At 62.3% G+C, this 17,425-nt stretch carries 15 protein-coding genes and 1 pseudogene; 3 read left to right on the top strand and 13 right to left on the bottom strand.

Going from position 1 to position 17,425, the window contains the following annotated elements:
• Positions 1-277: 277 nt before the first annotated feature.
• From sphantq_RS11095 to sphantq_RS11065, 7 genes are all read right to left on the bottom strand, one after another.
• Positions 278-1,669, bottom strand: coding sequence for an FN3 domain-containing metallophosphoesterase family protein (locus sphantq_RS11095; RefSeq protein WP_272798519.1), 1,392 nt, complete (start codon positions 1,667-1,669; stop codon positions 278-280).
• A complete protein-coding gene (locus sphantq_RS11090; RefSeq protein ID WP_272798518.1) occupies positions 1,669-4,491 on the bottom strand; it encodes a TonB-dependent receptor in 2,823 nt (940 codons plus the stop codon). Before sphantq_RS11090 ends, sphantq_RS11095 begins: the two co-directional genes overlap by 1 nt.
• Before the next feature lie 192 nt (positions 4,492-4,683).
• A complete protein-coding gene (locus sphantq_RS11085) occupies positions 4,684-5,898 on the bottom strand; it encodes a DUF1624 domain-containing protein (protein WP_082679086.1) in 1,215 nt (404 codons plus the stop codon).
• A gap of 23 nt (positions 5,899-5,921) precedes the next feature.
• Positions 5,922-6,539 (bottom strand): hypothetical protein, encoded by a 618-nt coding sequence (locus tag sphantq_RS11080; RefSeq protein ID WP_272798517.1) that lies wholly within the window; start codon positions 6,537-6,539, stop codon positions 5,922-5,924.
• A 1-nt stretch (position 6,540) separates the two neighbouring features.
• Positions 6,541-7,269 carry a HupE/UreJ family protein gene (locus sphantq_RS11075; RefSeq protein ID WP_336314425.1) on the bottom strand — a complete coding sequence of 243 codons (729 nt, stop codon included), beginning with the start codon at positions 7,267-7,269 and terminating at the stop codon, positions 6,541-6,543.
• Between the two features lie 10 nt (positions 7,270-7,279).
• Positions 7,280-7,660 carry a hypothetical protein gene (locus tag sphantq_RS11070; RefSeq protein WP_066599294.1) on the bottom strand — a complete coding sequence of 127 codons (381 nt, stop codon included), beginning with the start codon at positions 7,658-7,660 and terminating at the stop codon, positions 7,280-7,282.
• Between the two features lie 32 nt (positions 7,661-7,692).
• The gene (locus tag sphantq_RS11065; RefSeq protein ID WP_272798516.1) at positions 7,693-8,436 is read right to left on the bottom strand and encodes a DUF4198 domain-containing protein; all 744 of its coding nucleotides are present in this window, start codon (positions 8,434-8,436) and stop codon (positions 7,693-7,695) included.
• A 964-nt stretch (positions 8,437-9,400) separates the two neighbouring features.
• On the opposite strand from sphantq_RS11065, the pseudogene sphantq_RS24400 reads away from it, so the two are divergent.
• A pseudogene (locus sphantq_RS24400) lies at positions 9,401-9,508 on the top strand (metal-sensing transcriptional repressor); the annotation flags it as partial.
• Positions 9,509-9,598: 90 nt separating this feature from the next.
• Here sphantq_RS24400 and sphantq_RS11050 read toward each other — a convergent pair.
• From sphantq_RS11050 to sphantq_RS11035, 4 genes are read right to left on the bottom strand one after another with little or no spacing between them, the layout of a single operon-like run.
• Positions 9,599-10,330, bottom strand: coding sequence for a superoxide dismutase (locus sphantq_RS11050; RefSeq protein ID WP_336314424.1), 732 nt, complete (start codon positions 10,328-10,330; stop codon positions 9,599-9,601).
• Positions 10,331-10,344: 14 nt separating this feature from the next.
• Positions 10,345-11,748 (bottom strand): chromate efflux transporter, encoded by a 1,404-nt coding sequence (gene chrA, locus sphantq_RS11045; protein ID WP_272798515.1) that lies wholly within the window; start codon positions 11,746-11,748, stop codon positions 10,345-10,347.
• Positions 11,745-12,698 (bottom strand): chromate resistance protein ChrB domain-containing protein, encoded by a 954-nt coding sequence (locus sphantq_RS11040; protein WP_272798514.1) that lies wholly within the window; start codon positions 12,696-12,698, stop codon positions 11,745-11,747. Before sphantq_RS11040 ends, chrA begins: the two co-directional genes overlap by 4 nt.
• A gap of 29 nt (positions 12,699-12,727) precedes the next feature.
• Positions 12,728-14,593 (bottom strand): CRISPR-associated endonuclease Cas3'', encoded by a 1,866-nt coding sequence (locus sphantq_RS11035; protein WP_272798513.1) that lies wholly within the window; start codon positions 14,591-14,593, stop codon positions 12,728-12,730.
• 301 nt (positions 14,594-14,894) lie between these two features.
• Here sphantq_RS11035 and sphantq_RS11030 point away from each other — a divergent pair, with 301 nt between their 5' ends.
• Entirely contained in the window at positions 14,895-15,077 is a 183-nt protein-coding gene (locus sphantq_RS11030; RefSeq protein WP_272798512.1) for a DUF6880 family protein, read from the top strand.
• 216 nt (positions 15,078-15,293) lie between these two features.
• Positions 15,294-15,695, top strand: a complete 402-nt coding sequence (locus sphantq_RS11025) for a PilZ domain-containing protein (RefSeq protein WP_066599188.1) — start codon at positions 15,294-15,296, stop codon at positions 15,693-15,695.
• A 1-nt stretch (position 15,696) separates the two neighbouring features.
• Here sphantq_RS11025 and metW read toward each other — a convergent pair whose 3' ends face one another.
• Positions 15,697-16,290, bottom strand: coding sequence for a methionine biosynthesis protein MetW (gene metW, locus sphantq_RS11020; RefSeq protein ID WP_066599182.1), 594 nt, complete (start codon positions 16,288-16,290; stop codon positions 15,697-15,699).
• A complete protein-coding gene (metX, locus tag sphantq_RS11015) occupies positions 16,287-17,423 on the bottom strand; it encodes a homoserine O-acetyltransferase MetX (RefSeq protein WP_066604775.1) in 1,137 nt (378 codons plus the stop codon). The genes metW and metX overlap by 4 nt, the downstream gene beginning before the upstream one ends.
• Positions 17,424-17,425 lie beyond the last annotated feature (2 nt).

Raw genomic sequence — 17,425 nt, 5'->3', positions numbered from 1 at the left:
CGCGTGGCTGCTCGACGGGGAAGTCACGCTGGCCGAGCTGTCGGAAGATCATGACATTGTCTTCGAGCATGGCGACATCGTCACCATTGCAGGACTCCCCTTGCCGCCCGTGGCGTCATGCCCGAACTGGGCGAATTTATCGACCTGGACGGGTATCGGCTGTCGGTCGAGGCTATTGACGGCTACAAGATCACCCGCATCCGGCTGGCAACCACCAAGGACGGGCGCGGCGGCAGGGGACTGACCCGCCGCACCCGTCCTTGCGATTATCGTGCGGCTATTTACCCCGCGCGACGCAGGCGCCGCCGTCCGGGCCGGTAACGCCGGTGCAGGTGCGCGCCGGCGGCAAAGGCTCAGCGATCTCGGCCAGCCTATTCCTGCCATCGGCCCCGCGCGTCAGGTCAAAACCATCATACAAAGTGCCGCTGGCCGTAAAGGTGCGAAATTTCAGGCGATCCGCTTCCACGTCGATGATCTGATACAGTTCGGTCGCTTCGGCTGTCCGGTCAGGCTGCGTTCTGGCACGGTCATTGAGACCATACATTTTCGACCCGACGACCGACACCAGATAGACCGGTCCCTGCGCCGCCCCCTTGGCCCGTCCCGCCTTTCCAGCCTCGCTTCCTGCTTCCGCAGTCAGGCGGCTATAGCAATGGTCATGACCCTGCAGCACCAGATCCACGCGACGCCTGTCGAAGATCGGTTTCCAGGCCGCCTTCAGCTCCTCCGTGTCCTGCGGTCGCGCGCAGGTGAAGATCGGCTGGTGGAACAGGACGACATTCCAGTGGGCCTTGCTCGCGGCCAGTGTCGCGTCGAGCCATCTCGTCTGCGCGTCAAGCGTGCCCAGATCGAGCGCGGCCGTGCCATCGAGAATGATGAAGCGCACGCCCTGGTAATCGACGAAATAGGTCGTGGCCTTCACCCCCGCGGCGCCGTTGCCGGGCAACGCGAACTGCAGCGGCCAATAGGGTCCAAGCTGGCGACTTTCCTTTCCGTTAGGCAGCAGCACATCGAGATATTCGTGATTGCCGGTCGCCGGGAGCTGGGGCGCCTGGCTGTAATTATAGCCGCCCGCCTGGTTCCACTCACCCCATTCATCATCATGGTCGAGATCGTCGCGCTGCGCCACGAGATCGCCTGCATGGACGGTCAGCGCGATCTCGCCCGCCGCGAATCCCTGACGGATGACGCGCGACGCATCAGCAAGGATGCCGTTCTGGGTATCACCCAGATAGAGGAAACGAAAGGGACGGAAATCTGCGGCCGCCGTGCGGAATTGCAGCCATTCGCTCCACCCCGCCGCGCCCTTTACCCGATAGGCATAGGCGCGACCCGGTTCCAGGCCGGTAAATCGCACCTGATGATAGTTGGCCGCGCCATTGGCGCTTTCGATCGGCCGGGTCGTTCCTATGATCGTGCGCGCCTCCCGCTCCAGCGTAGGGCCGTCCACCGCAACCGCGATCTGGGCTTGGGCATCGCCTTGCGCCCCGTCGGTGCGAAAGCTGACCGCCATTTCACGCGCCGGATCTGCCCCAGCCGTCAGGACGATCCTGTCGGGGATCGGCCGCGGCGCATAGGGCAGGCCCGGCGTACGTGGCACCGCGATGGGTTGCGCGACAAGCGGCGTGGCAATCAGCGCAGCGGCGGCGGCGAACAGGAGGGCGCGCATCAGAAGTTGGCCCGCACGCCGAACTTCATCGTATAGGAATATTTCTCATATTGCAGCAGTCGGCGCGTGGTCGGCGCGTTCTGATAGGCGACATATTTGGCGTTGTTGATGTTCACCCATTCGCCGAAAACCTGGATGTTGGGGGTGATCCGATAGCGTGCGCTGGCATCCAGCTGGAAATGCTGGCGGACATAGCGATCCTCATCCGCCACCGCCTGCACTTCATCAAGATATTTGTCGCGATAGGTGCCGGCGAGGCGGACACTGACCGGCCCCTTTTCATAGCCCAGAACGACGTTGAAAGTATGCCGGGAAGAAGCGGGCAACGGAATGTCGCGCAATCCCCCGGTATCGCCATCGAAGGTCTGACCATCGGCATCGGTGAAGGTATAGTTGACGTTGGTCAGCAAGCCATCGAACGGCGCGGGCAACATCGAATAGACCTGCGAATAGGCGAATTCGATGCCCTTGATCTTCGCCTTGCCCATGTTGAGCGGGATGTCGGCCTCGGTAAAGGCGATACCGCGATACAGGCCGTTGAATGGCGCATCGTCGGCTTCGAACGTCACCGTGGTGATGTAATCGTCGATATCCTTGTAGAAGAAGCCGAGTTGCAGGACGCTGGACTTGGCGAAATACCATTCCGCGCCAACGTCGACGTTCCAGGCGCGATAGGGGGTAAGGTCTGGATTGCCGAATGCGCCCTCCAGATCGTCACCATCGCGTTCGATCGCAAAACGCGGCGCAAGCTGGCCGATGCCCGGCCGCACAAGGCTGCGGAAAACGCCAGCGCGCAGCACCACATCCCTGCTGGCCTCATAGCGAAGCAGCGCGCTGGGCAGCCAATCGGTATAGCTGCGGCGGATGCTGTTCGGCGCGACGATCAACTGCTCGCCGTCCTCGCCATCTTCGTTCAGCGTGACTGTGTTGCCGCGAATGTCGTTCTTGGTGTGCTCCATGCGCACGCCGCCGATCAGGCGCAATGGCCCAGCCTGATAGCGGCCGAGCAGATAACCGGCGTAAATATCTTCATCGACCGAGAAATCCTCGGCAACCGAGGCGAAGGCGGAGCCAAGCTCGTCGATCTCGAAATCGCCTATGTTGTTTTGCAGGAAACCGCGCTGCCCCTTCTTGGCGACGACAGGCCCAAGGTCGGCCAGGCGATAGGTCTGGGCGCCGACTACATCGGCAAGCGTGAAGTCACCATCATATTCGAGCGTATCGACATTCAGGTCGTACGCCTTCTTCCTTAGCCGCGCCTTGCCGCCGAATTGCAGGTCGAACGTGCCTTCGGCCAGGGCGAAGCTGCGCGTCACATCGGCGCGGAAGGTCCATTCCTTGTCGGTCGCGCGGCTCAGCGTCGTGCGGTCAAGGCTGTCGAATGCATAAGCGGAAGCGTCGTTGAAATCCGCAACGCTTGCGCCGCCGACGGTGAAGCCGGGGATCAGATAATTGCTATAGTCGAACCCGACCGTCAGATCGTCGCCATCCTCGCCGTTGAAATCGCGGCGGAAGGTGATCGGATCGATCGAGCCTTCTTCCAGTTCAGAGGCGCGCGACCATGCTGCGGAATAAACCAGCTTCCAGGGGCCGCTATTGGTTTCGCCGCCCACGGTATAGCTTTGGATCGTCTGCTTCTCGAAACGGTCCTTCAGGTCGCGCTCGACCCGAATCTGGCCGTCGGCGCTGTCGAACGTGGCGCTCGCACCAGTGGAGGACGCAGGATCTTCGTCCATCTCGAAGATCAGGCGACGGCGATCTTCCTGATCGGAGAAGCGGTTGTAGATGCCGCGCGCGTACAGCCGCGTCGATTCGGCCGGCTGCCAGTCGAACGACAGCGATCCGCCGGTGCGAAGGCGGCGCACGTCATAGTCGCGATATTCGACCGTATCGGCAAAGCCGTTGCCAGCATCGTCGGTGTTCCAACCATCCATTTCGACATTGTCGGTCTCGAATTTGCGCAGATAATAGGAGGCGCCGCCCGACACGCCGAAATTGTCCGCGATGCGATTTGAGAAACTGACGCTGCCCTTGGGCGTCAGGTCTCCGGAATAATGGTTATACGAACCTTCCAGCGACGCGGCGAGCAGATCCTTCTTGCGATCAAATGCGCTGGTGGTGTTGATTTCCACCGACGCGCCGATCGTGTCGCCGTCCATGTCGGGAGTCAGTGACTTCTTGATCTCGATCGATTCGATCAGTTCCGACGCCACGACATCCAGCGCGACCGATCGGGTATCGGCTTCGGGCGCGGGCACGCGCACGCCGTTGAGCGAGGCGGCGTTGAGACTGGGATCGAGGCCGCGCACGGCGATGAAGCGGCCTTCGCCCTGATCGTTGAGGACGTTCACGCCGGGCGCGCGGCGGACGGATTCAGCGACATTCTGATCGGGAAACTGACCGATCGAGTCGCGCGTCAGAACGCTCTCCACGCCGTCGGCGCCGCGCTGCCGGCTGAGCGAACTGGCAAGGTTGGCGCGCTGTCCGTTGACGAGAATGTCGTTGGCCCCGCCGAGCAGGACATTCTGCACCAGATCGCCATCCTGGGCGACGGTGATGCTCGTGTCGACCCGCTCAGCGCCCGTGTAAATCGCCCGCAGGGTATAGGTGCCCGCCGGAACGTCGGTAAAGCGATAACGCCCTGCCCGGTCCGCCTCGACGGTCCGGCCCAGTTCGACGATGGATATCTGCGCGCTCGGCAGCGTCCGGGTTCCTGTGATATCGGAAACCGTGCCGACCACATGGCCGGCCTGCGCGATGGCAGGAACGCAGAGCAGCGCCGTGCCGACAAGCAGGCGCGCGCGTATGATATTCGAAAGCATGATTCCCCCTGAGCATTAGTTGCAGGCTCGTTAGGGAATGAAAGTGACAGCCGTGTTGTAATTGCGTGACATTATGATTGCACGGCATGACGCAGCAGTAGCAGGGCTTTGGCCATGATAACTGTTTGGGAATTAACCGCTCCAGCATCAGTACGCTGAAAAGACATGCCGATGCGCTCGGATGCTCCAGGCTTAAAGATATTTCAGCCACCAGATATCCTTGCGGCGCTGCTTGAGCCGGGCAAACCATCTCGTCGGAAAATAGAGAACCGGGATCAATATAAACACCCAGATCCATACCCACCGCAAATTATCGACGCCGAACACGGCGCCCTTCGTCGGGCCGTAAAGCAGCATCGCGATGTTGTAGAGCAGCTTGAGCGTGTAGAGATGGAGGATGTAGTAGAACATCGGTGCGCCGCCCAGCATGGCGAGCGTCGGCATCACCTTGCTATCCTCAAACTTCTCGCACAGCGCCAGCAACAGGCATCCGGTGCCCACGGTCAGCATCAGGAAGAGCAGCGATGGCGGATATTTGGTGAGCGCGAGGAAGCTCATGACGGTTCGCAACGGCGTGTCCGCGATGAACCAGGGCTTGTCGCCATAGAAATTGAGCGTGCGGATGAGCAGGAAGCCGACAAGCAGGCCCAGGCCCAGCATAGCCAGCCGCTTGATCCTTGGCTTGGGATCGGCGCCCCGCGCGAACCACGGACCGCAGGCATACCCTAACAGGATGATGCCGATCCAGGGCAGCACCGGATAGGTGGTCTTAAACAATATCCCGGCGATCTCGAACTTATCGCGCTGGTGGAGCATCGCCCATGGAATGAAGAAGGGCGAATCCGGGCTGAGGCGAATCGGATCGAGCAGATTGTGAAGACAGACGATCGCCAACCCCAGAGCGAACTGCGCAGGGCGCGGCAGATGGAGCAGCGCCGCCAGCGCGATCATGCTGATGCCGATCGTATAGATCACCTGGAACCAGATGGTGGGCGGCGGGAATATGTTGGCCTGTGTCGGCCAAGCGTAGCAGACGATCGTGAATTCCAGAGCAATCAGGAAAAGCCCGCGCTTCAGCAGAAAAGCAGACACCTCGGCCCGGCTATGCGACTGGCCGTAGAGCCATGCCGAAAGACCGGTCAGTGCGACGAAAGTCGGCGCGCAGAAAGTGGAGAGCAGGCGGGTGAAGAAGAGACCCGGATCGGTTATATTCGCGTCAACAGGATCCGTGACCTGCAAATGCAGGAACCATGTTTCGCGGACATGATCGACCAGCATGAACAGCATCACCAACCCGCGCAGCGCGTCGATGGCGATCAAGCGCGTGCGCGCCTTTGCAGCGGCGACCGGCGATGTCATGCCGGGATTTAAGGCTGTAAGGGGCGCGTGGCCCGCAATGTTGTTCATCTGATTATCCCTCGCCTGGATCTTCACTCACCCTTGGGCAGGAAGAGATCCTTGTAGAAGCCGACCGTCTTGACGGTGACGGTGATCGGCGTTTCGCCCTTGTTGCGGAAATACCAGCCATGCGTGCCATCGAAGGGCGCAGTGAAGCCGCCCTGGCCGCCGGTGAGTGCGAGTTCCTTCCAATAGTCGGTGAAGGAACCGTCGGTAGCGCCGGTTTTTTCGCCGTGCATTTCGGCCTTCGCCGGACCACCTGTCGACTTCCACTGGAAGATGAAGCTGTCACCCTTGACCATGTGCGCCTTCACCTCTTGCCCGCTATGGGGCGCCAGGGTGATGGTCATCTCATCCTGGCGCCATGCGGCCGACTTGGCGATGGTCGCCTTGGTCGGGATCGCGATGTCGCTTGGGGCGGCAGCTTCCGGCGCGGGCGCGGGGGCTGTTTCGGCCGCCTCACCGGCAACCATGCCGTTCAGGCCAAGCGCCGTGCCGACGCCGGTGGGGTCGATGCCATATTCGGCCGGCAGCACGAACAAGGTGAGAATCGCAACGGCCGCGATGGCCGCGCCGCCGGTCGCCTTGGCGAGCGTGGAAGGCGAGGGTTTGATCAAGGTCGGAAGTGCGGAAGCAGTTTGCATGGTCATGTCAGGCACCCTGGGTAAAATAGCCGGCCAACTGGAAGCCGATGAGGACGAAGCCGGCGGTCATCAGCACGGCGTTGGCGACGATGGCGCTACGATTGAAACTGGGCGACATGCGCCACAGGTTCATCAGCAGGAGGATCACGGTCAGCGCCATCAACTGGCCCATCTCAACACCCACGTTGAAGCTGATGAGATTGGGGATCAGCCCGTCCTTGGCCAGCGTCAGTTCCTGGATCTTGGTGGCCAGGCCAAAGCCATGGAAAAAGCCGAAGATCAGCACCGCCGCCTTGGGATTGGGCGATACGCCAAACCAGGTCTTGAACCCGTCCAGATTGTCGATCGCCTTGTAGACGACCGACAGGCCGATGATCGCGTCGATGATGTAGGGGTTGGCGCGAATGTCGAAGATGACGCCCAGCAGCAGCGTGGTGCTGTGGCCGATCGCGAACAGCGTCACATAGGCGCCGACATCCTTCATCCGGTAGAGGAAGAAGATGACCCCCGCCAGGAACAGCAGGTGATCGTAACCGGTGACCATATGCTTGGCGCCCAGATACATATAGGGGATGATGTTGATCCCCGACGCGCCTTCGATGAAGGCCTTGTCATTCTCGTTGACGCCATGCGCCCAGAGCGTCGCGCTCATGAACGCCATGGCCAAGCCCAAAAGCAGCAGCACGATCCGCCGCAATATCTGGGGTTGGAGCGGAAACCGGATCGCGCTGTGCATGTCGGCGCCTTTACTTGGTCTGGAACGTCGCGAAGATTTTCGCGCCGCTCTTGTCAACCAGGGCGACGACGAGCTTGGCACCCTTGGCGGCCTTGAAACCGGGGGCGCTAAGCTTGTTGCCGCCGGCAGCCTTGAGCGCCGCTTCGGTCTTCTTGCCAGCGGCCGTCTGGGTGAGCTTCGCTGTGTAGCCGGCGGCGGCAACCGGCTCATCCTCTTCGCTCAGATAGACGTCAACGCCCTTGGGGCCGGTCACCAACTCGATCAGGGTTTCACCCGACATCTGGACAAGGCCGCCATGCTGGGGCTTCATGCTGCCGTGCGCGAACGCGGTAGCGGGCAGCGCGGCAAGCGCCAGGGCAGCAAGCCCCGTGCGGAAAAGATCGATCTTCATGATGCGTGTCTCCAATGGACTGGTGGAAAGACTTATTCCGGCAGGTGTGGGAGGACGAAGGACAGCGAGGCGCGATATTCCTCATGATCGACCTTCTTGTCGGTCGTCTGGCCGACATAGATCGCCATCAGCACATTGATGCCCTGATTGCGCAGCTTGATCGTGGCGGTGCCATCAGCGCCGGTCTTGGCCGGGGCGACTTCGTCGGGATCGTTGACGTAATCCTGCATGACGGTGGCGCCGGCGACAGGCTTGCCCTTGTAATAGACGCGCACCTTCATCGGCTCGCCCATCTTCTGGGGGATGGCAAGGTCGGCGGGGACGAGTTGAAGCATGTGCCCCTCGAACAGCGGCACCGGCTTGGTCGGCACCTGCGTCAGATGGACCGCATATTTGAAATTATGCTCGGCCAGCGTGGCGGTGGGCACCTCGTCGCGACCCTTATTGTGCCATTCGCCATCGGGCGTCTTGCTCCAATAGCCATAGTCCATGATCGCGGCAACGGCCGCGACCGGCTCGTCGCTGTCCACCACCGGGATTGCCCCGGCGGCGCGAAAAGAGGTGGCCACCGGCGCCCAGTCGCTGTCATAGCCGGTGACGGTCTTGACCAGCGGCAGCCGCTTGACCGCGTCCAGATCGTCCGCGCCCACGCCATAGATCAGCGCCAACTGGCGCGCCCGCTGCGCGAACCAGATGCCGTGCGCGCCAACCGGCGCGGTCGCGGCCAGCAACGTGCTTACGCCCAGTGCAACGGATAATGTTCGAACCAGTCTCATGCGAGTCTCCAACCTGTTCAATTTTCCAATTCTTCAGCCATCTTGCAGCACAAAGGCCAAGTGATCACTGAAAGGCGTTAGGTAATATTGGTAATAATGCGCGAGTTTTAGGGCGTTGCCGCACGATTTTTCAAATAACTGTGAATCAGGACACTCCGGATATTTCCTCTTTATCTTCTCCCATCGTCTCGCATGTGTACGGACTGCATAGGCACGACATTGCTCCCTGACCGCATCTCGATGCAGGTCTTAATAATAGCGAAGGCTATGCTGCGGGCCTCGTCGCTCGCGCGCATGGCCTTCGCCAGCCGTTTTCCAGCATGCCGCAAAGACGCTCCGAGCATGCGTAATCGATCCAACGACGGGAGCGGGTTTCTCCTGGATCCCGCCACTGCCGCTGACCATGAGCGCAGCCATTAATAGTCTTGCGGCTTGCAAACCGGGGCCATTGCGCCGCTGGTCACGTTGCGTTTCCATCTCGCGTGCAACCATTGTCTTGGCTCCCCAAATTGGTATCGACATTGAGAGGCGTAGGATGTGGTTTGAATGCCGTTTCGCGGAATAATCCTCCGAATTCCCCGCATATTCCGTATCAAATCGAATGTTTTCGGCGTTTGCTCACAGGCTTTGTAAAAGAAGCGAAATCGGGCGCTACAGGCGTCCAGTTCCCGGTCAGTTTCACGGCTCAAGCGGCTGCGAATGGGCCTCTTTCCTAGAGCGTCGCCACCTCGCCGCGAGCGCCGCCTCCAACACCGCCCCGACATTGCCGCCGGCTATGTCATAGGCCAGCAGACCGAGCGCCACGGTCGCCAGGCCGGTTCCACCAATGCGATGACCTGCGCACAGAAAAGATGGCGATAGGTGCGGGTGGCGAGCACGGAACGCAAGGGCGACTCATGACAGCCATTCCGCGATCATAAAGCGGCTGAACCGTGCGGGCGGCCATCTGCGCAGCATCGTCGAGATGATCGAAAGCGGACGCCCCTGCGCAGACATGGCCCAGCAACTTCAGGCGGTCGAAAAGGCGATCGTCGGCGCCAAGAAGGCACTGATCCACGATCATCTCGACCATCGCCTCAGCCACACCGAGGCGATGGAAGGCATGGGTTCGGCCGTCGAAGAATTTCGCACGATCTCCAAATATCTACAGACGCTGCCGACCTCAGGTGGCGCCGATCGCAGTCGCCTGCGCATAGCGCCGGTCCGCCGCTTCCCAATCGAGATTGCGGAACCAGGCGTCGATATATTTGGCGGCCTGCGTGCCATAATCCATGTGGAAACTATGCTCGTACATGTCGAGGGCGAGGATCGGGACGCTGGCGGCCGCACCATGCATATGGTCCCAGGCCCAATGATTGCGCAGCGAGCGGGCATGGAGATTATAGGCAAGGATCACCCAGCCCGATCCACCGGCCAGCGACAAGCCTGTGCGCCGGAAATCCTTCGCCCATGTTTCGAACGATCCCCAGGCTTTGGCGAGCGCCGCGCGAATGGAGCCAGCGGCCTGGCCGTCGCCGCCGAGTCCGTCGAAGTAGATTTCATGGAGAATGACCGATCCGGTCCGGTGCAGTTCCTCGCGCTTGAGGCCGCCATAAAGGACCGGCGGCATGTCGGCATCGGCCAGCGCGGCGGCGAGCCGGGTTTCGACCATGTTGAGGGTCTTCACCGACCCGATATAATTATTCTCCCAATGCGACCGGATGAGTCGCTCCGACAGCCCGTCCAGCTTCGCCGGATCGAAGCGCAGCGGTTTGGGCTGGTGCGTGCCGGCGAAGGCTGGCGGCGATTCAGCGGGCGGCGCGGCGACTTGCCCGCTTGCCGCGTCGGTGGCGGCCATGGCCAAAGCGCCTGCGCCAAGCGTTTGAAAGGCGGTGCGACGAGAAACATCAACCATTTTTGCAGATCCTTTCAAAGAGCGAGGGCGTAGATCGCGCCCAGGGTCGCGCAGCCGGCGAGAACCATCAACACGCCCAGCTTGAACCTGAAGATGGCGATGGCGGCGGCGAGCGCTAGCACGACCGCCGCTATATTGACAGAAGCGGGGATGGGCACGTCGAAGCCGCCGGTTGGCGAGCGGACCGCCATCGTCTGGCCGAACAAGGTGTGAATCGCGAACCAGATGGCGAGGTTGAAGATGACCCCCACGACCGCCGCGGTGATGGCGGTCAGCGCCGCCGACAAGGCTTTGTTGCCCCGCAGCCGCTCGATGAAGGGCGCGCCGGCGAAGATCCACAGGAAGCAGGGTACGAACGTCACCCAGGTCGTCAGGATCGCGCCCAGCGTCGCCGCAAACAGGGGCGCCATCATGCCCCCATCGCGAAAGGCGGCGAGAAAACCGACGAACTGCGTCACCATGATGAGTGGGCCTGGCGTCGTTTCGGCCATACCGAGGCCATCGAGCATTTCGCCGGGGCGCAGCCAGCCGAAAGTGCCGACCGCTTCCTGCGCCACATAGGCGAGAACGGCATAAGCGCCGCCAAAGGTCACGACCGCCATCTGGCTGAAGAAGGTGGCGATGTGGGTGAACACATGGTCCGGCCCCAGGATCAGGAACAGCCCTGCGACGGGCGCCAGCCAGAGGATGGACAGGATAACACAAATCCGCAGCGACCAACCCAGATTGGGTCGCGCATGGTCGGGCAAGGCTTCACCCAGCGCGGTGTCCCGATCATGGACGACGTCGTCGCCGGCGGGACCATGACCGCCGCCGCCCTTGAACTGGGCAAAGCCGCTTCGCCCCCCGACATAGCCACCGATGCCCGCCGCCAGGACGATCAGGGGAAAGGGTGCGTTCAGAAAGAAGATCGCGACGAAGGCTGCAACCGCGATGCCGCGCATGACATTATTCTTGAGCGCGCGTGATCCCACGCGCACCACCGCCTGGACCACCACGGCCAGCACCGCAGCTTTCAGCCCGAAGAATATGCCTTCTATCAACGGCACATGGCCGAGCAACACATAGAGGTAGCTTAAGGCCAATATGGCGAGGAAACCGGGCAGAATGAAAAGCGCGCCTGCGATCAGGCCGCCGCGCGTCTTGTGCAACAGCCAGCCGATATAGATGGCAAGCTGCTGCGCCTCCGGGCCGGGCAGCAACATGCAATAGTTGAGCGCATGGAGAAACCGTTCCTCGCCGATCCAGCGCTTTTCCTCGACCAATATCCGGTGCATTACCGCGATTTGACCAGCCGGTCCGCCAAAACTCAACGCAGCGACGCGCGCCCAGATGCGGGTCGCTTCCCCAAGCGGGATGCCATGATCGCTCGCGTGGGCCTCAGAAGTATCGGCGAGCATGGAGCCGGTTGCGGTCATCGATCTGCCTTTCGGTTCGAAAAATAGGCGTGAAACTGGTTCAGCGCGTCGCTGGCCGTCGCGATGCGCTGCAGGTCGTCATCGGTGGAGGCGCAGACGCCCGACAGCATCGCGCCAAGGCCCGCCGTTTCGGGCCGCGCGAACTTGCCGTCGGCAATATCCAGGTCGTGAATGATTTCCGCGATGGCGACGAGCGCCGGATCGTCGGTCAGGCCACCGCGCTCGACGAGGGTTTCGAAGCTGCAATGCTCGCCTTCATGGGTGAACTCGGCATCCGCCATGTCAAAGCGCAGCTCATCCTTTTGCGGCGCATAACTGCGACCATCGACGAAACGGAAGGTAGCATCCGGGTCTATGAAGCGGCGGATCAGCCAGGCGCAGGCGATGCGATCGACATGGACGCCGCTGCGCGTCACCCATGTCCTGCCTTTCAGATCGCGCGGCAGATCGGCCGCGGGTTCGTCGCGACGGACGTCGGGATGCAGATAGCGTTGCCGATCAAGGTCCGCCAACGTCGCTTCGGCGTGCTGCCGCCCATGCGCGCCGAAAAAATCGAGTTGGACGACATCCGCCATCCGCTTCTGGAGCTTGGCGATGTCGGCCCCGCTGGCCGGGCCGGTGTCGATCAGCCGCCGCGCCGCCTGGGCTATGTCATCATAGTCGGAGTCGCGCGCGGCGTCGAACATGGCGCGGATGTCACCGTCGCTCTGGCCGCCCAGCATCCGCGCTTCGAGGAGGGTCGCCTCCCCACCGCCATCGATGATCTCAGCCATCAGAATGCGAAACGCAGCTTCATGCTCGTCGCGGAGAGGCAGGACATGCACCGCATTTTTGAGTGGCACCGCACCGATCGCCTGCAGGCGACGCCAGATTTTTACGCGCAGATAGGGCGGCTTGACGGGAAGCTGGTGCAGCAGGGCCAGCCAGATGGAGGGTTCGCTCGTCGTCATGATAGAACATATATATCACATCAACAGAATCAGAGGAGCATATATATCTCATGCAACTCGCCTCCGCCCGCCTCCCCCTCGTCGTGAGGTCCTGTCTTGCTTTGGGCGTCCCGTCCGTCGCTATGGCCGATGAGGCGACCGTTGCGGCTACTAGCATCACGCGACTCGTGGTCGTTTCGATCCACGCCTCCGTGCGCGATGCTCGACAGGCCCGCCGCCGCGCGCCACACTTCGGGGAAGCTGATGTCCACCCCCGCCTCGATCAGGCTGGTGGCGATAAGCCGTACCGGCTTTCCCATCGCCAGATCGCCGCGCAGTTTTTCCAGAACGTCCCGGCGATGCTTCGCGCACATCAGGGTCGTGAGGTGGACCGCCCCCTCCTGCCCCCGGATCGCGTCGAACAGGTCGCGGGCATGGGCGCGGCTGTTGACGATGCACAGCATCTGGGGCTGCTTGGCAAAGCGGGCGGCGATGTCCGCGTCGCTGACGGGTTCGCGCCGCCATTCGACATCGACCCGCTTGAGCTGGTCATAGAGCGCCTGAGGATTGGGCGCGAGTTCGCGATCCTCCGGGATGTCGAGGCCTTCCCACTGCCCCGCCTTCTTCATCGCATCGGTTTGCGGCAAGGCTTCGTCCTGCACGCGCAGCGCGGGTTGGGTCGCGGTGCACAGGATCACGGTGGCGCCATAATTGCGCGCCAGCTCGTCGATCGCGGCCATGCAGGGGCGCAGCAGGTGCACGGGCATCGACTGCGCCTCGTCCAATATGATGACGCTCTTGGCCAGGTTATGCAGCTTGCGCGCCTGGCTGGTGCGTGCGGCGAACAGGCTTTCGAAGAACTGGACCGCGGTGGTCACGACGATCGGCGCGTCCCAATTCTCGGCGTCGCGGCGTAGTTTGGCGAGGCCTTGCGCGCCTTCCTCCTCCTCATCCGCGCCGGATACGGGGCGGCGCTGGTCCCAATCAAAGCTGGCATGATGCTCCAGCACGGCATCGCCCAGTTCGACATGCTCGCGGAATATCTGCGCGGTCTGTTCGATGATCGAGGTAAACGGAATCACATAGATGATCCGCCGCAGGTCATGCGCGGCGGCATGTTCCATCGCAAAGCTGAGCGAGGTCAGCGTCTTGCCGCCGCCGGTCGGAACCGTGAGGGTGAAGAGGCCCGGCGGCAGGGCGGCTTTGCCGTTGGCATGGTCCAGAATGTCCGATCGCAGTCGGTTGACCGGCGTGTCGTCGCGGCGGTGTCGCGCCATATAGGCTTGGACAAGCGCGCGATGCTGAGGAGTGAGGATGCCCCCGCGCATGGGGCGATTTTCGCCAAGAGACTGCGCGTAAAAGGCTTCCGTTTCCAGAAAATCGGCATCGACCAAGCAGGAAAAGAGCATTCGCGTCAGAAAGGTGGTGGTGAAGGCCCGGTCCACGGCATTGGGTTTCAGGCCCATAATAGCGGGTTTCATGGCCTCCATCGCGGGCAGGCCCGTAACATGGTCCGCCCAGCCTTGATAATGCTCGATGGTCTTGACGAGGCGTGTGGGCAAGGTGCTGCCCTCATGCCCCGATCCATCCATCAGGCCGCCATGATGGCCCGCGATGCCAAATGCCATCAGCGTACCGAGATATTTGCCATAGGCGGTCACTGCTTCCTTGGCTCCCGCCGTGCTGTGATCCGGCCCCTTCGGCCCGCCGGCGTTACGCGGTCGGCGGATGTAATGCTGATAAGGCTCAGACTGCTTGCCGATGTCGTGCAAAAGCCCCATCGCCAGCGCGATCGGCGATGCGCCGAACAGGTCCGCAAAGGATGCGGCGCTTTTCCCCACTGCCGCGAGATGATGGGACAGCGGTTCCCATGTCTCTTCGGGTTGCCCGTCCACGGAATGTGCGAATCGTTTCATGACGCAACGCCCTTTTTGAGAGATCGGACGCTGGCAGGGGTGCAAAGAGGGCACAAGTCCACCGAGTATGTTAGCATTGACGGCGCCAAGCCTATCCGGCCCTCACCCCAGTCGCCGTTCGTTGAGTCCGCTCAAGCAGACTTGGTTACTGCCATGGCGATGGCCAACGATGGCCCCCCCCTGACGACCCGCCCCTGACACCGAAATATCCGGCCATGCCCTCACCCAAAACACTCACCCTTGCCAACTTGGAAGCGCTCGGCGCTGCGCGTCTGGCGGCGGTGAGGATGTCGCGGAGCCGGTGCGCAAACGGCTTGTGACCATCGACAAGGCCAAGGCCTTTGTCGACTGGCGCAAGATCAAACCGCTGGCCCATGACATCCATATGCAAAGGCGCGCGATTGTCGATCATGTCGCGCCGACCGATCCGGCGCGCGCGTTCGAGTTGATGGCGCGGTTGATCGCCTTGGCGACGCCAACATAGGCGGAGGAAGATGTTCGGTCGGTCATCACGCTTGCCCATCCGCGTTCGGTTCGCGCTTGTCGAAAAGCGTCGCGCGCCGCCGTGGAAAAGGAAACCTGTCCGCAACGCCCACAAATACGCCGTCCGTCGCATCGGCGGCCCGGATCGGCGCGCGCCCTGCAACCACTGGCCATGTTGGGGACTCTTTCCCATGGTGAACATCATGCGAGAAGGACCATGGACCTGCCCCCGCGCGCCAAGCGCGCCAACGTCTTCATCGACGCGCATCTCAATCTGGGCGAACCGCTTTCCGCGACACAGGTCGTGCGCATCCGGGACATCTCGGTGGGGGGCGCGCGCATTCAGGGCAAATCGCCGGGCGTCGGCGCCCGAATCGTCGTCACACGCGGCGAAACGGAGATGCCGGGCCGGGTGGTATGGACCGCGGACCGCCATTTCGGCGTGGCCTTCGACAAGCCGGTGGACGTCGATGCGGTGCTCAAGGCCAGCGGGCGCAAATCGCCCGACCGCCCGGTCTACGCCGCCGCCCTCACGTCGGGACTGACGCATTTTCAGCGCCATACGCCGCGCGGCCGAACAGCCTCCTTCGGCCTGCGTCTGACGGAAGCCGGCCGTTAAGTTATTTGCGCAACAAAAACACCGCATGTTCGGCGAACAGGTTGGCGTTGGCGTGGGTGGTTTCCCTGTCGCCCTTCAGGAACCATTGGCCATCGATGGTCCAGCCCCGCTCCTTCACCAGCGCGCGGAAATCGTCGACCGTCACATGATGGATGTTGAGCGTATCATACCAGGTGTCGGGCAACAGCCGCGTCACTGGCATCCGCCCGCCCCAGAGCAGCGAAATCCGACCGCGCCAATGCGCGAAATTGGGGAAGGAAACGAACGCCTGACGGCCGATGCGCAGCAATTCCTCCACCACCAGGTCAGGTCGCCGCGTCGTCTGCAGCGTCTGGCTCAATATCGCATAGTCGAAGCTGGCGTCGGGATAATAGCCAAGGTCGGTGTCGGCATCGCCCTGCACCACCGACAGGCCGCGCCCCACCGCCGCCGCGACGTTGGACCCGTCAATCTCCAACCCGCGCGCATCGACTTGGGCATTGTCGCGCAGCGCCGCCATCAGCGCGCCGTCGCCGCAGCCCACGTCCAGCAGCCGCGCGCCCCGCCGCACGGTGCGCGCGATCAGGGCCAGGTCCGGCCGCAACGCCTCGCTCATGCCCGGCCGCCCTTCAGGAACCCGTCCACCACCCGGTTGAGTTCGGGACATTCCAGCAGGAAGGCATCATGCCCGAACGGACTGGAGAGTTCGACGAAACTGGCCTGCGCCCCCGACGCATTGAGCGCATGGACGATGATCCGCGATTCGGTGGTGGGATAGAGCCAGTCGGTATCGAAACTGACGAGGCAGAAGCGCGCCTTGCTGGCGGTGAACGCCTTGGCCAGCGACCCGCCATGATCGTCGGCAATATCATAATAATCCATCGCGCGCGTGATGTAGAGATAGGAGTTGGCGTCGAACCGATCGACGAAGCTCAGCCCCTGATGCCGCAAATAGCTTTCTACCTGGAAATCGGCGTCGAACCCGAATGTCTTCGTGTCGCGCCCCTGCAAGCGCCGCCCGAATTTCTCGGTCAGCCCTGCTTCGGACAGGTAAGTGATGTGCGCCGCCATGCGCGCGACCGCCAGCCCGGCGCTCGGCACCTGCCCATCGGCATAATAGTCGCCGCCGCGCCAGTGCGGATCGGCCATGATCGCCTGCCGCCCGACCTCGTGAAAGGCGATATTCTGCGCACTGTGCCGCGCGGTCGAGGCGATCACTATGCAGCTTTCGACCCGGTCGGGGAACAGCGTGGGCCAGGTCAGCGCCTGCATCCCGCCCATAGAACCGCCGATCACCGCGCTCAGCCGCTCCACCCCCAGATGGTCGAGCAACGCCGCCTGCGCCCGCACCATGTCGGCGATGGTCAGCACCGGGAATCGCATGGCGTGGGGGTCGCCCGTCGCCGGATCGATGCTGGCCGGGCCGCTCGATCCCATACAACTGCCGATGACGTTGGAACAGATGATGAAATGACGGGCCGGATCGACCGGCTTGCCCGCCCCCACCAGCCGCCACCACCAGCCGGGCTTCCCCGTAACGGGATGGTCGGACGCCACATATTGATCGCCGGTCAGCGCATGGCAGATCAGGATGACGTTGGACTTGTCCGTGTTCATCGCGCCATAGGTTTCATAGGCGATGTCGACCGGCCCCAGCCGCGCGCCGCTGGACAGGTTCAACGGGGTGGTCAGGCGGGCCTGCCGCCGCAGGCCGAACCGGCTGTCTTCGCTGATGGGAACGCTGGCCATGA

This window comes from Sphingobium sp. AntQ-1 (genome assembly GCF_028538045.1).
GTDB classification, from domain to species: domain Bacteria; phylum Pseudomonadota; class Alphaproteobacteria; order Sphingomonadales; family Sphingomonadaceae; genus Sphingobium; species Sphingobium cupriresistens.
Note: the sequence above shows the minus strand (reverse complement) of the source record. Positions and strands in the feature narration are given on the sequence as shown.

Coding starts and splice junctions, on each gene's coding strand:
- sphantq_RS11095 (WP_272798519.1), bottom strand. CDS start 1,669: ATGCGCGCCCTCCTGTTCGCCGCCGCCGCTGCGCTGATTGCCACGCCG.
- sphantq_RS11090 (WP_272798518.1), bottom strand. CDS start 4,491: ATGCTTTCGAATATCATACGCGCGCGCCTGCTTGTCGGCACGGCGCTG.
- sphantq_RS11085 (WP_082679086.1), bottom strand. CDS start 5,898: ATGAACAACATTGCGGGCCACGCGCCCCTTACAGCCTTAAATCCCGGC.
- sphantq_RS11080 (WP_272798517.1), bottom strand. CDS start 6,539: ATGACCATGCAAACTGCTTCCGCACTTCCGACCTTGATCAAACCCTCG.
- sphantq_RS11075 (WP_336314425.1), bottom strand. CDS start 7,269: ATGCACAGCGCGATCCGGTTTCCGCTCCAACCCCAGATATTGCGGCGG.
- sphantq_RS11070 (WP_066599294.1), bottom strand. CDS start 7,660: ATGAAGATCGATCTTTTCCGCACGGGGCTTGCTGCCCTGGCGCTTGCC.
- sphantq_RS11065 (WP_272798516.1), bottom strand. CDS start 8,436: ATGAGACTGGTTCGAACATTATCCGTTGCACTGGGCGTAAGCACGTTG.
- sphantq_RS11050 (WP_336314424.1), bottom strand. CDS start 10,330: ATGGTTGATGTTTCTCGTCGCACCGCCTTTCAAACGCTTGGCGCAGGC.
- chrA (WP_272798515.1), bottom strand. CDS start 11,748: ATGACCGCAACCGGCTCCATGCTCGCCGATACTTCTGAGGCCCACGCG.
- sphantq_RS11040 (WP_272798514.1), bottom strand. CDS start 12,698: ATGACGACGAGCGAACCCTCCATCTGGCTGGCCCTGCTGCACCAGCTT.
- sphantq_RS11035 (WP_272798513.1), bottom strand. CDS start 14,593: ATGAAACGATTCGCACATTCCGTGGACGGGCAACCCGAAGAGACATGG.
- sphantq_RS11025 (WP_066599188.1), top strand. CDS start 15,294: ATGGACCTGCCCCCGCGCGCCAAGCGCGCCAACGTCTTCATCGACGCG.
- metW (WP_066599182.1), bottom strand. CDS start 16,290: ATGAGCGAGGCGTTGCGGCCGGACCTGGCCCTGATCGCGCGCACCGTG.
- metX (WP_066604775.1), bottom strand. CDS start 17,423: ATGGCCAGCGTTCCCATCAGCGAAGACAGCCGGTTCGGCCTGCGGCGG.